This is a genomic window from Faecalitalea cylindroides ATCC 27803, from assembly GCF_000469305.1.
GTDB classification, from domain to species: domain Bacteria; phylum Bacillota_I; class Bacilli_A; order Erysipelotrichales; family Erysipelotrichaceae; genus Faecalitalea; species Faecalitalea cylindroides.
This window is the reverse complement of record NZ_KI270993.1, coordinates 1-14,180: the sequence shown is the minus strand read 5'-3', so window position 1 is coordinate 14,180 and position 14,180 is coordinate 1. Positions and strand designations below refer to the sequence as shown.

Sequence of the window (14,180 nt, the reverse complement as noted above, 5' to 3'; positions counted from 1 at the left end):
ATGACCAAATAAATGACCAAATAAATGACCGAATAAATGAATTGGATTTAATAATATTAAAAGCCATTCATAATAATCCGGGAATTAAAGTTCCAGAGATTTTACGAAACTTAACGAATGACAATATTCGGGTAAATGAAAATCAAATAAGAAATTCAATAAAAAGAAAGATACATGGATATATCGAATATAGAGGGTCAAAGAAAACAGGGGGATACTTTATTAAAGCTTAACATGAATTGATCAGCTTTTTAGAAATGATACTACTATTCTTGATTATACGATTCTAATTTGATGTGTGTTTTATTCATTTTATTTTAATAAACAATATCCGAATAGGGGGGTTATGTTTACAATGATGCCTTTGCTTAGGATAAATTGGTATGTTTATTTTATAAATATGCTGAGGCATGTCTTATTACATTCTTTGATTCTTATATTGAATAAGTATTTTGTAGAATTAATTGGAAAAAGATGTTTTAAATATTTAGCTGTTTAAGCTAATCAAACAGATCAATTAATTGAAAGAAAGAGGATATGTATGGAGTGGCAATCAAAATTTCAAGAGAGAATATTAATTAGAGGATATAATTATTATTTATCTGGGGCAGTAGAAGATTTAAAGGTTTATGATGATCATATTGAATCTATTGTTGAGGGAACTGAAGAATATGAAGTAGTAATTGACATTGAAAATGATGAAGTGATTTCAATGTATTGTAGTTGTCCATATGCTCAAGATGGTCATTTATGTAAACATATGGCAGCAACTTTGTATGAATATACACAAGAGGAATGTGAAGCTGAAGAGTATCAAGATGAATATTATGATGACTATGATTATGAAAATGTAGATATATATGATGAGGTGTATGGCTATAGAAACAGCCAGACGGTAGATGATATAACTTTAAATCTTTTGAAAGAAGAAACAGATATTGAGAAACTACGATTTTTAGCACTGGAAGTATTAAAGCGTGATCCTAGTTATAAGTCTATGTATAAAGATGTACTAGAGACTTCATTAATTGAATTATCTCAAACTTCATATATGAATGATGCAAGGAAGCTAATAAGAAATCCAGACAAAGAACAAGAATTAAATGAATATATTCATAGAATGATATCTTTATATATTGATCATAATGAACTAGAAAATGGAACCGTATTTTTACAATGGTTAATTGATACAATGGCATATGAGACGAATTGTTCCTTTGATTTTCTTTCACAGGAAATTAAGCATTTCTTAGAAAAATTAGAAAAGAATCATAAAGAAAATATGTTGATATATTTGTTAAATCGTGTTGAAAAACGTGATGAAATTATGGATATCATTGTTCAAAGTTTTAACAACATGGAGTATGTAGATGTTTTTCGCAATGAAATGAATCTATGGACAAAAGAGATAGAATATAATATTTATCCTGCTTTAAAACAAAGAGCGGTAAACTTTGTGAGCTTGTTTTTAAAGTTGGCCTATGAAAAAGGGTTAAATGAACAAATACTAGATGCAATGATACAAAATCATCAAAATTTAGATTGTATTAAACATTGGCAAATCAAACGATTCATGGATAAAGAACAGTATGCAAAAGCTCGAGAGCTCTTAGAAGAAAGTTTAAAGACATGCCAAGAATATGGTCCAAGAAAAAGATATAAACTTCTATATAAGGAATTATTGATAAATCAAGAAGATATTGAAACATTAAAAGTCTTTTTAAGAGAACTTATAAAGAGTTATCGCGATATTGAAACATATAGAGAACTGAAAAATCTATATTCAAAAGAAGAGTTTCGAGAAGTCCGTTTTGAGATATTTTCAGAATTTAGTTATGATGACTTTCTGTTAAAGCTATATGTAGAAGAACAAAACTGGAAATCTTTGTTGAAGAATTTATCAATGCGTTCAGATCTTAATTTTCTAAACATGTATGAAAAACAGATACCTCAAGAATTTGAAGCAGATATTGTGCAAGTCTATAAAGAAATTTTGGAAAAAAATGCACAGCTCGCAGCAAATCGAAATGTGTATAAAGAATGGGCAAATACGATGATTCATATGATGGAGTATGATACTGGAAGTCAAGTAGTAAGAGAAATGCTTTATCATTGGAGTCGTTTATATTCATCAAGAAGGGCGATGCAGGAAGAACTGCAGGTAGTTTATCAAGCTTTAAGTGATGAGTAAGGATATTTATCAAAAGTAAAAAAATAGAGGACTCATGGCAAAAGTCCTCTAACATCGGATAAAAAGGTCGACAATCTTCATAATAAAAAATTCTATTTAAGCGAAAATTCGTTTAAACGGCAAAGAACACCATTGTCTAAGACATATAAAACAGTACCGGTTGCCTTTTTGCTGATCTTGTCATATAAGCGACCTGCACTATAGCTTTCTCCTAGAACGGTGTAGCGGCTGTTGGCTACATAACCAATTTTACCTAAACCATCCATTTTAACCGCAATGGCTTCATTATCAAATTCGTTATGAATGTCTTTAATTAACCGTACTTGCATACCTAACTTCATAAAGCTGGATCCAAAATAATGACTTGTACCTGTAATGGTAAAATAAATTGGTTTCATAAATAACAACTCCTTTTCTTTACACTTTTATTGTAAAGAAAGATGTGTACAAAAAATTGGACTTATTCAAAATAATCGTTATATAAACGTTGGATTTCATCTTTCATTAGATTGACTACCTCATCTGGAGAAACAATTTTAATCCCTGATCCTAAAGATATGATCCAACTTAAGAATTGTTTACTGACGGCAACAGTAATGGTTGTTTTAAAATAATCTTTATCTATAGGAAATAACATAATATCTTTACCAAATCGATCGATTAAAATGCCGGCTTTATCGTTGCCTGCTTCAATTGTAACTTTGGTTTCTTTTCCACCAAACATACCAAATAAACTTTTGGTGTATTTTGGCATTTCAAATCTTGCGAAAGCTTCCTGGCCTTTACGAGGAATCTGGGTGATTGCAGTATGTAGCATTTTATCAACTCGATAGTGTTTTATTTTTGAATCTTCTTCATCATAAGCAACCAAATAGTAGTTTTCATCGTCCCACATTAAAGCCCAGGGACTGATTCGATAAATTTTTCCGTTTTTTCTTAATTCCATTTCTTTATGGATATTCCATTGGAAATATTGAAATTCAATTTGACATTCTTTATTGATTGCTTCATGAATCATGTCTACGTTATAGTAAATGCTTTCATTGATTGTTTTAACTCGACCGGCAATTACAACTTGTCTTTGTAATTGCTTTCCTTCATATCTACTGACAAGAGACTCTAATTTTTTGATAAGCTCTTTTGATTTTTTGTCTGTAATGAATTTAGCTGACTGAACGGAATCTACAAGAAGCTTTAATTCCGGTAACTCAAATTCACGACTAGCTAAAGAATAATAGTAATTTTTACCACTTCGTTGAGAAATGATATCAAAGCCAAATTGTTTTAATTCATCAATATCTTTATATAATGTTTTTCTGTCTGCATTTACTCCATATTCTGAGAGTTTTTCGATGATTTCTGGCATAGTTAATGCATGAAAATCATCCGTTTCCTCATAAAATAACTTAACCAGATATAACATCTTTAATTTTTGATTTTCGCCTTTTTGTGTGTAAGCCATAAGCATTCTCCTTTAATTGAAGGATACCACGTACTTTTATTAACGTAAATAATAACGTTAATTGTTAATAGAGTCGTTTGCCAGTATGATAAATATAGTTTATAATCATATATATCTTTAACAAAAGGAGGAACAAAAATGATTTGTCCAAAATGTAAAAAAGAATTACCAGAAGATGCAAAATTCTGCTTGGAGTGTGGGACTCCTTTGGAAAGTAAAGAAAGTGAATTAGAAAATAATGAAGTAGAAGATATTAAAGAAGAAGTGGTTCAGGAAACTGTTACAGATGAGCCGGAAACACAGAAAGTTACTGAAGATGAAATTGAAACGCAGGACGAAGTAAAGGAAGATTCAGAATCTTTAGAAGAAACAAGTGAAACAAACGAAGAAGACACAGTAGAAGAAGTTCAAGAAGAAACTAAAGAAACAAAAGAGGAAGAAACGCATTCTAATAAAATTTGGTACTATGTTTCAAATAATCAATCTGTAGGTCCATTCTCTGTAGAAGAAATGGAAGATTTGATTGAAAATAAGACTATTTATGGAAATACCTATGTATGGAAATCTGGTTTAAAAGATTGGATCTATTTAAAGAACTCGGATTTAGCTGCATATCTTCAAAAAGGAGACGCAAATACAAAAACAGAAACAACATCTGAAGATGCTTCCTGGTTCTATGTGAACAGTTCAAACCAACAAATGGGACCTTATACAGAAGAAGAGATGGTACAATTTATTAAAGAGGGTATCATAACGGCGAATACTTATGTATGGAGATCCGGAATGATGGATTGGATCCATTGTAAGGATTCTACTTTATTTGATCGACGATCTGGATCGGGTGGATTTAATAATTACGCAAATGGAAATACGAATAAGATTTTTATTGAGACAAGAAGTATTCCGGTTTGTATTATCTTAAGTATTGTAACTTGTGGTATCTATAATTTATATTGGATCTATCGGTTGGCTAAAGATGTAAACACATTGAATGCAGCACAACAAAAACCAACAGGACAAGATGCCGGAATGGTCATATTATTATATATCATTACATGTGGGCTATATGGAATTTATTTTTATTGGAAAGTCGGAAAGCTTGTAAAACAGTTACAATTTGATAATGGATATTATGTAGAAGATAATAGTTTGGTTATGATGCTTCTTTGTATATTTGGTCTTGGACTAATCTCAAATTGTATCCTTCAAAGTACATTAAATGATATTCAACGTTATGCTTAAAAAAGTAGTGAGTGGAATAGGGGCAATCTTGTTGTTGCTCCTTTTTGTTATTGTAATCGGATACCACTGTCCTATTCAAAAAATCACTGGATTTCCCTGTCCTGGTTGTAATATAATAACGAGTAGCTACTGGCTCTTTGTAAAGGGAAATCTTAGTACCTCCTTGTATTATCATGCTTTACTGATACCAACGATCATCGTTTTTGTTGTGTGTCTTTTTTTGTCTTATAGACAGAATAAGAAAATTAGAGATAGACTTTTATTGATATGGGGAATTGCCATGATCCTATATTATGTGTATCGTATGATCTTTGTTTTTCCTGATATACCTATGGTCTATGATGAAACAAGCATATTTAGTCTAATTTTTGATATACATTTTTAAATGATTAGAAAGGATGTAGAGATATGAAAGAAAAAATGAAAAAGTATTCGAAACCAGTTTTAAAGTTTTTACTATATTTTTTCATTATTTTACTCGTATTTTTAGGTCTTTTATTAATACAGGTTGCCGAGTGGGTTCCTGAAACATTTGGTGATATTCCATTTGAACAGGTGATTTTCCATATGCTTGCACCAGTGGAATCCACGGATACAGTTAACTATGTTCAAAGCTTTATTCAGGAATGCTTACCATTCCCAACAATTTTAACTTTAATATTAGTTTTATTATTTATCATTCAAGCACAGTTTTCAGAAAAGATTCGTTCAAAAAAAGGAATCATTATTAATGCGATTCTTGTTGTATGCAGTGTGGTTTCTTTTGGATTAGGGATTCAATATTGTGCAATTAGTGTCAATGCGGATGATTATATTGACGGAATGCTTCATCCTTCTACCATTTATGAAGATTATTATGTAAATCCTCAAAGTGTGAACTATACATTCCCAGAGCAGAAAAGAAACTTGATTTATATTTTCTTAGAGTCCATGGAAACAACTTATGAAGATATAGCCAATGGGGGTGCAATGGAAAATAATTTGATTCCTGAGCTGACAAATCTAGCTAATAATAATCTTACTTTTTCAGGAGGCAATGTAGCTAATGATGGATTTAATGTATTATCAGGGAATGGTTGGACTGTAGCTGCAATGGTTGGCCAGACAAGTGGAATCCCATTAAACATTCCTGTAGATGGAAATAGCTATATCAGCGAAGGAAACTTTTTAAATGGAGCCTATTCAATAGGCGAAATTTTAGAAGATAATGGATATGTTAATGAACTGTTGCTTGGTTCAGATGCAGAATTTGGCGGTAGAAAATACTATTTTGAACAACATGGTAACTATAATATTGTAGATATCAATGAAGTTAAGAAAAGAGGTTGGCTAGAACAAGATTATTATACTTGGTGGGGCTATGAAGATGTAAAACTGTTCGAATATGCCAAGAATGAATTGACATCTTTGGCAGCGAATGGACAGCCGTTTAATTTCACAATGTTGACTGCGGATACACATTTTACCGGTGGATATCCTTGTCAGGAATGTATTGATCTTTGGGGTGATCAATACTCTAATGTCATTTCCTGCTCAAGTCGACATGTCGGAGAGTTTATATCCTGGATTCAGCAACAACCTTTCTATGCCAATACGACAATTGTGATTGCAGGAGATCATAAAAGCATGGATACAACATGGTTTGATTCCATTGAGGAAAGTGGATATCAAAGAAAAGGATATTTTACGATCATTAATCCAGCTATAGCGCCGGTTTCTAATGAAAGTCGTATAATATCTACCGTGGATTTATTTCCAACCACTTTGGCATCTTTAGGTGTAACTTTTGATTCCAATCGCTTAGCGCTGGGAACAAATTTATTTACGGATGAAAGAACATTGGCAGAAATCATGGGTGTAGAAGAGCTGGATGCTCAGTTACAGAAACATTCAAATTATTACGATAAAAATATTTTATATGGAATTGGAAAGAAGTAGTTATATGGATGAAAGAAAAAAACTGTTATTTATCATTAACCCGGTTTCTGGAAAAAATCGTTCAAAGGGACAAATTTTAAATGCTTTGGATCAATTTTCAAAACATGATTTATTTGTGGAAACATATATAACACAAGCACCAATGGATGCATATGACTATATTCTTAAATATGCAGAAAATTATGATATCGTAGTTATTAGTGGTGGAGATGGAACATTAAATGAAGCTACAAATGCTTTAATCCAATTAGAGAAGAAGCCGTTATTAGGATATATTCCTTCTGGAACCATGAATGATTTTGGCGCTAACTTTAATTTAAGTACTAATTTAGAAGAAGCTGCTAAAACGGTTTGTGAAGGGAAAGTAGATGTATTTGATCTAGGTAAGATCAATCATCAATACTTTAACTATGTGGCTGGTTTTGGAATGATTTGTGAAGTATCTTTTGAAACGGACCAGGAATTAAAACATGTTTTAGGCAATCTAGCCTATGTCATCAAGGCGGTTTCTTTACTACCAAATCTAAAGCCCTATCATGTAAAGATGAATATTGATGGACAGGAAATTGAAAAAGATTTAATGTTTGGGCTTATTATCAACGGCGTCCGTGTTTCTGGATTTGATCTTGTGGAAAAAAGTGATGATGCCATGAAAGATGGCACATTGAATGTAATCCTAGTAGAACATACGCCAAATTTATTAGAACTGTATAATTATCCAGTTGGACTTTTAAATCCATCTGTAAATGGAAAATATGTAACACGGTATCAAGCTAAACATATAACGATTGAAGCCGATGAGCCAATGAAGTGGACCTTGGATGGGGAAAAAGGCAAAGAAAGAGACAAAGCTGAAATACAGGTTGTACCAAGAGCTTTAAAGATTATTTGTTAAGATGAAAGAATTTTCAAAACAAAAAGAAAAATATTTACATTTTTCTTTAAAAAGGTGTTGACATATTAGTATATTTATTTATAATGTATTCATACAAGTAAATCGGATGAAGATAGAGGTAGCAATGCATCAGAGTACTGCATGGAGTTGGCAAACTAAGAAGTGCAGGAAAGGTAATCATTGCCGAAGGACATAAGGTGGCAACCTTATCCCTGGGGTATTAGGGAATACCTAATACACTCCTTCAAACTTTGAAGAGGGGTTATCTTATAGCGAAGGGACATTACAAGCTATGCGATAACGCATAGCTTTTCTATTTATTCACCGATTCAGAAAGGAAAAGAGATATGAAAAAATTACTTGCTGCTGCAGCGGTAGCTGCCCTAGCCTTGACAGGCTGTGCTTCTGGAGGTAACACAGAAACAACAGAAGATAAAGACACTTTCGTAGTCGGTATGGAATGTGCCTATGCACCATTTAACTGGAAAACAAGTACTGAAACAGATACTTCAGTTCCTTTAGGTTCTAGTGGATATGCAGATGGTTATGATGTTCGTGTCGCTCAATATATCGCTGATGAGCTGGGAATGGATCTAGAAATAAAAACGATTTCATGGGATGGTTTATTACCAGCACTTGATTCTGGAGAAATCGATGCGGTTATTGCTGGTATGACAGCTAATGATGAACGTGAACAGGGAGCTGATTTTACAACACCTTACTATGATAGCGAAGGTATGATCATGATCGTAAGAAAAGACAGTGAAGAAGCAACATATACAGATATTCAACAGTTCTCAGGCAAGAATGTTGTAGGTCAAAAAGGAACAAACTACGATGATGTGATCGATCAGATCCAGGGCGTTAACCACGTAACACCAAAACAACAGTATGGTGAAATGATCGTTGCTCTACAACAAGGCGATGTAGATGGTATTACAGCTGAAATGGCAGTTGCTGAAGGTGTAATTGCTGCAAACCCAGATTTAACAGTTGTTCAATTTGATGAAGGAAAAGGTTTTGAAGCGGATACAACTGTTTCAATCGCATTAAAAGAAGGAACAAGAGATTCAGATTTCTTCAAAAAAGTTCAGAAAGCTTTAGATAACTTAGATACAGAGACTCGTAAAGAGTGGATGAGCGAAGCTGTACAGAATCAGCCCGCAGGAGAATAATCATGAGTATTAATTTTCCTAGAGCTCTAGAAATCTTTCAGGAAAATATTTCCCTATTTCTATATGGAATAGGGAATACTTTATTGTTTGCCCTGATTGGTACTTTGGTTGGTTTTTTGATTGGACTTTTAGTTGGTGGTATTCGTGCTATTGAAATCAATGATTATGATAATGGTCCGGTAAAAGCAATCAAGCATATAGGACGCTGGATCACAAGTTTCTATATTTGGGTGTTTCGTGGAACTCCAATGATGGTTCAGGCTATGTTTGTTTACTACTTATTAAGACCTGTATTACAGTGGACACCATTTGTTGCTGGTTTAGTTATTATTTCAATTAATACAGGAGCTTATATGGCTGAAATTATTCGTGCTGGTATTCAATCAGTGGATAATGGACAGAATGAAGCCGCAAAAAGTTTAGGGATGACAACAATCCAGACTTTGATCTTCATCGTTTTCCCTCAGGCAATCAAAAATACATTCCCATCAATTGGTAACCAGTTGATCGTAAATATCAAAGACAGTTCTATGTTAAATGTTATTGGTGTAACAGAACTTTACTTCCAGACAACATCTGTTGCCGGATCAAATTATCAATACATTGAAACATTCCTTGTTTCTGCTTTGATTTATCTAGTCTTGACAACTTTGGCAAGCTTCTTGTTGAACTTCCTTGAAGGACGTCTTGATGAAGAACGCAAGACCAAATCAATGGATTTTTGCAGTTAGGAGGACCATGAAAAATGAATGAAATTATTCAAATTCAACATCTTCAAAAACACTTTGGAAATCTTAAGGTCTTAAATGATGTTAGCTTTGATATCCATAAAGGGGAAGTTGTTACGGTCATCGGTTCAAGTGGTAGCGGGAAATCAACAATGCTGCGCTGCATTAACTTATTAGAAAGAATGGATGGAGGAAACATCCTTTATCATGGAAAAAATATCTTAGATAACGGAAATGATGTAAATCAATATCGATCTAAAGTAGGAATGGTATTCCAGAGTTTCAATCTTTTTAACAATTTAAGTGTTATTGAGAACTGTATGATTGGACAGATCAAAGTCTTAAAGCGTTCAAAAGAAGAAGCGCGCGCAAAAGCTGAAAAATATTTAAAAGAAGTTGGTATGTTTGAGTTTGCCAATAAGGCAAGTACGAAACTATCTGGTGGACAAAAACAACGTGTTGCCATCGCAAGAGCTCTTTGCATGGATCCAGAAGTTCTGTTGTTTGATGAACCAACAAGTGCTCTAGACCCTGAAATGGTTGGCGGTGTTTTGGATGTAATGAAAGATTTGGCTAATCATGGACTAACCATGGTCATCGTTACTCACGAAATGCAGTTTGCCAAAGAAGTAAGTGATCGTGTGATCTTCATGGATCAAGGTATAATCGCTGAACAGGGAACACCAGATGAAATCTTTAATAATCCAAAACAGGAAAGAACAAAACAATTCTTATCTAGATATTCAAATCGTTAATAGAAGTAAAAGTTTGATTTCAAGAGTGAGTCAAACTTTTTTTGTTGAAAAGGCTTGAAGGTGAAGTTGACTTTAGGTATACACTAATCCTGCGAAGGTGCGATATGAATAAACCATATATTATTTGTCATATGATGTCTTCTGTGGATGGAAGAATTGATTGTGTTATGACAGAACAGTTAAAAGGTGTTGAAGATTATTATGAAACATTAGCTAAGTTAGATGCAGATACGACAGTCAGTGGAAAAAGAACCGCTGAACTAGAAATGGCTTTATCTGGCAAATATGTTTCTAAGAATTTAGAAATCTATGGAAAAGAAGGGTTTTCTAAGAAGGTGGATGCCAAAGGCTATGAAGTAGTCGTCGATTCCAAGGGAGAATTATTGTGGGAAAAAGAAAATGGGGATGAAAAACCATTGTTGATCATCACCAGTGAACAAGTCACAAAAGAATATTTAAACTATTTAGATGAACAAAATATCTCTTGGATCGTATGTGGAAAAAATACGACAGATTTAGTAAAGGCGTCTAAAATTCTCTATGAAGAATTTCATGTAGAAAGAATGGCAGTTGTAGGGGGAGCTGTAATAAATGGTGCTTTTCTAAAAGCTGGTCTACTGGATGAAGTTAGTATTTTAATTGGTGCAGGCATTGACGGAAGAAAAGGTATGCCTGGTGTATTTGATGGATTTGATATAGATCAACCCGTTATCTCTTTATCCTTAAAAGATGTTGAAACTTTTAAAAGTGGTGCTGTATGGATTCGTTATAAGACAGTAGAATAAAGTGCATAGCTATTTTTAAACATTGTTTTCTTGTAAAAATAAATAAAGAATGATAGAATGTGCATAGTTTGACAGTGAAGAAGATAAGTACTGATAGATCTGGAAATGAAGAGATAAAGTGTTTGGTGGAAACTTTACAAGGGTCTGTTAAGGAAGCTACTTTGGAGTTAAAACCGCTTAGTCAGCGTTAACGATAATTAAGGGCATCTTATAAAAGATGAACTAGGATGGTACCGCGTTAATAACGTTCCTAGATATAGGAACGTTTTTTTATTTGGATGGAGGAAGAAAACATGAAATATTTAACCGGAAATCAAGTTCGCCAGATGTTTTTGGATTACTTTAAAAGCAAAGGTCATATGATTGAACCAGGAGCAAGCCTTGTTCCTAATAATGATCCAACTTTGTTGTGGATCAATGCAGGTGTGGCTGCTTTGAAAAAGTATTTTGATGGTAGTGAAAAACCTCGTTGTAACCGTATTGCCAATGCACAAAAAAGTATTCGTACAAACGATATTGAAAATGTTGGTAGGACAGCCAGACACCACACTTTCTTTGAGATGTTAGGAAACTTCTCAATTGGTGATTACTTTAAAGAAGAAGCCATTCCATTTGCATGGGAATTCTTAACAAGCGAAGAATGGATGGGAATTGATAAAGATAAACTATATGTATCTGTGTATACAGATGATGATCAGGCATATAAGATCTGGACAGAAGTATGTAAAGTAGATCCTAGTCATATCTTAAAGACATATGATAACTTCTGGGAAATTGGAAAAGGGCCAGGTGGACCAGACTCAGAAATCTTCTTTGACCGTGGTGAAAAATATGATCCAGAAGGTCTTGGAGAAAAAATGTTCTTTGAAGAAATGGAAAATGATCGTTATGTAGAAGTTTGGAACGTTGTATTCTCACAATATGATTGTGATCCTGAGTTAGATCGTAAAGATTATAAAGAACTACCTCAAAAAAATATCGATACAGGAATGGGTCTAGAAAGACTCGTTGCCTTGATCCAGGATGGGGAAACAAACTTTGATACAGACTTGTTCCTTCCAATCATTCACGCAACAGAAAAATTGGCAAAATATCCTTATGAAGGAGAATATAAGATGGCATATCGTGTCATTGCCGATCATATTCGTACTTTAACGTTTGCCTTAAGTGATGGTGCAAACTTCTCAAATAGTGGACGTGGTTATGTATTGCGCCGTGTTCTAAGACGTGCTGTGCGCTTTGGTTTAAAATTAGGACTGGAAGATGCATTCTTATATAAATTGGTACCAGTTGTTGCAGACACGATGCAGGATTTCTATCCTTATTTACAGGAACATGTTGAATTCAATCAGAAACTGATCAAAGTAGAAGAAGATACATTCAAGAAAACATTGAAGAATGGACAGGCTCTTTTAGATGAAGAGATTTCAAAGGCAAAAGATGGAAAACTAAGTGGTGAAGTTGTATTTAAACTTTACGATACATATGGATTCCCATTTGAACTAACACAGGAAATTGCTTCTGAGAGTGGGCTTGAAGTATCTCGTGAAGAATTTGATGTGGAAATGAACAAACAGAAAGAACGTGCTCGTAATGCTCGTAATACAAAAGATTCTTTCGCTACACAAAATGCTGAATTGATGAACTTTACACAGGAAAGTACATTCATTGGATACGATCATATGGAATGCGATGGCAAGATCATTGCTTTATTCAAAGATGGACATATGGTTGATACTTTGTCAGATGAAGGTCAGGTAATTCTAGATACGACTTGTTTCTATGCAGAGAGTGGTGGACAGGTTGCCGATGCAGGTACATTAAGTGCAGATGGTGTAATGTGCAAAGTAACGGATGTTCAAAAGGCAAGAAACAAACAACATATTCACAGTGTAGAAATTGAAAGTGGAATCTTGGAAGTAGGTATGAGCCTACATTGTCATGTAGATGAAGCAAAACGAAAAGCTACAACCGCAAACCACTCTTGTACTCACCTTTTACAAAGTGCATTGAAGGAAGTTGTAGGAGAGCATATTCATCAGGCCGGAAGCTATGTATGTGATGAATACTTGCGTTTTGATTTCAATCATTTTGAAAAGTTAACAACAAAACAACTAGATGAAATTGAAGATTTAGTAAATCAGTATATTGCTGGAGCATATCCTGTTACAAAAGAGATCATGGATATTGAAGAAGCTAAAAAATCAGGAGCAACAGCTTTATTCAATGAAAAATACGGAGATCGCGTTCGTGTTGTTACTATGGGCGATGTTTCTAAAGAGTTCTGTGCTGGATGCCATGTTGAGAATACATCACAGATTGGTCTATGCAAGATTATTAGTGAAGAAAGCATTGGTTCGGATGCTCGTCGAATCGTAGCTAAGACAGGATACCAGGCTTATAAAGAATGTGCTTCAGAAAAGAATATGTTAGAAAATATTGCAATCAGCGCAAAACAAAAAGGTATTAAGAACATTGATACAAAGGTGGATGCAGCTTACCAGAATATGCATGCTCTTCAAAAAGAAATTGAACAGTTAAAGAATCAAATCTTTGCCCTTAAATCAAATGAATGGGTAAATGAAACGGTTTCTTTGGGTTCGGTAAATGCATTGATCAAAAAAGTTGAAGGTATGGATGCAGGCGCTTTAAAAGATATCGTATCAAATTTGAAGGCAAAAGATCCAAATATCGTATGTTTCTTTGGAAATGTTTCAAATGATAAGATCGTCTTTGTATCTGGAGCTGGAAAAGATGCTGTTTCAAAAGGTGTTCACGCAGGTCAGTTAGTTAAAAAAGCTGCTCAATTATGCTCAGGTAACGGTGGTGGAAAACCGGATATGGCACAAGCAGGTGGAAAAGATATTTCTAAATTAAATGAAGCATTTGAAGCAATTAAATCAGAATTAGCAAACATTTAATTATATTATTAGTTGTAATAAAGATCGAATTTATATTTTTTAGATATTTTTTCGATCTTTTTTTTGTCATTTTGGTCATTTCCGGTGT

13 protein-coding genes, 1 riboswitch and 1 other annotated feature are annotated in these 14,180 nt (G+C 33.7%); of the genes, 11 read left to right on the top strand and 2 right to left on the bottom strand.

Annotated features, from left to right (window positions below):
* On the top strand, positions 1–233 hold a 233-nt coding region (locus HMPREF0367_RS10625), incomplete at its 5' end, for a hypothetical protein (protein WP_035401748.1).
* A gap of 308 nt (positions 234–541) precedes the next feature.
* The gene (locus HMPREF0367_RS04940; protein ID WP_035401745.1) at positions 542–2,191 is read left to right on the top strand and encodes an SWIM zinc finger family protein; all 1,650 of its coding nucleotides are present in this window, start codon (positions 542–544) and stop codon (positions 2,189–2,191) included.
* Between the two features lie 92 nt (positions 2,192–2,283).
* Here HMPREF0367_RS04940 and HMPREF0367_RS04935 read toward each other — a convergent pair whose 3' ends face one another.
* Positions 2,284–2,589 carry an HIRAN domain-containing protein gene (locus tag HMPREF0367_RS04935; RefSeq protein ID WP_035401742.1) on the bottom strand — a complete coding sequence of 102 codons (306 nt, stop codon included), beginning with the start codon at positions 2,587–2,589 and terminating at the stop codon, positions 2,284–2,286.
* Between the two features lie 62 nt (positions 2,590–2,651).
* Positions 2,652–3,653 carry a helix-turn-helix transcriptional regulator gene (locus HMPREF0367_RS04930; protein ID WP_035401739.1) on the bottom strand — a complete coding sequence of 334 codons (1,002 nt, stop codon included), beginning with the start codon at positions 3,651–3,653 and terminating at the stop codon, positions 2,652–2,654.
* 138 nt (positions 3,654–3,791) lie between these two features.
* Here HMPREF0367_RS04930 and HMPREF0367_RS10025 point away from each other — a divergent pair, with 138 nt between their 5' ends.
* The 9 genes from HMPREF0367_RS10025 (at position 3,792) to alaS (ending at position 14,092) form a co-directional block, all read left to right on the top strand.
* Complete coding sequence (locus HMPREF0367_RS10025) at positions 3,792–4,895, top strand: GYF domain-containing protein (protein WP_051335180.1); 1,104 nt, start codon at positions 3,792–3,794, stop codon at positions 4,893–4,895.
* Entirely contained in the window at positions 4,873–5,280 is a 408-nt protein-coding gene (locus tag HMPREF0367_RS10860) for a DUF2752 domain-containing protein (protein WP_081683636.1), read from the top strand. The genes HMPREF0367_RS10025 and HMPREF0367_RS10860 overlap by 23 nt, the downstream gene beginning before the upstream one ends.
* A 23-nt stretch (positions 5,281–5,303) precedes the next feature.
* On the top strand, positions 5,304–6,833 hold the full coding sequence (locus tag HMPREF0367_RS04920) for an LTA synthase family protein (protein WP_035401735.1): 1,530 nt from the start codon (positions 5,304–5,306) through the stop codon (positions 6,831–6,833).
* Between the two features lie 4 nt (positions 6,834–6,837).
* Positions 6,838–7,728, top strand: coding sequence for a diacylglycerol/lipid kinase family protein (locus tag HMPREF0367_RS04915; protein WP_169815936.1), 891 nt, complete (start codon positions 6,838–6,840; stop codon positions 7,726–7,728).
* A 105-nt stretch (positions 7,729–7,833) separates the two neighbouring features.
* Positions 7,834–8,001: riboswitch (Lysine riboswitch) on the top strand.
* Between the two features lie 74 nt (positions 8,002–8,075).
* Entirely contained in the window at positions 8,076–8,903 is an 828-nt protein-coding gene (locus HMPREF0367_RS04910; RefSeq protein WP_035401730.1) for a transporter substrate-binding domain-containing protein, read from the top strand.
* A 2-nt stretch (positions 8,904–8,905) separates the two neighbouring features.
* Positions 8,906–9,634: an amino acid ABC transporter permease gene (locus HMPREF0367_RS04905; RefSeq protein ID WP_035401727.1), complete on the top strand. Its 729-nt coding sequence runs from the start codon at positions 8,906–8,908 to the stop codon at positions 9,632–9,634.
* 14 nt (positions 9,635–9,648) lie between these two features.
* Positions 9,649–10,386, top strand: coding sequence for an amino acid ABC transporter ATP-binding protein (locus HMPREF0367_RS04900; protein WP_035401725.1), 738 nt, complete (start codon positions 9,649–9,651; stop codon positions 10,384–10,386).
* 104 nt (positions 10,387–10,490) lie between these two features.
* Positions 10,491–11,171: a RibD family protein gene (locus HMPREF0367_RS04895; protein WP_035401722.1), complete on the top strand. Its 681-nt coding sequence runs from the start codon at positions 10,491–10,493 to the stop codon at positions 11,169–11,171.
* 65 nt (positions 11,172–11,236) lie between these two features.
* Positions 11,237–11,426: a binding site (T-box leader), on the top strand.
* 38 nt (positions 11,427–11,464) lie between these two features.
* The gene (gene alaS / locus HMPREF0367_RS04890; RefSeq protein WP_035401717.1) at positions 11,465–14,092 is read left to right on the top strand and encodes an alanine--tRNA ligase; all 2,628 of its coding nucleotides are present in this window, start codon (positions 11,465–11,467) and stop codon (positions 14,090–14,092) included.
* The last annotated feature ends 88 nt before the right edge of the window (positions 14,093–14,180 follow it).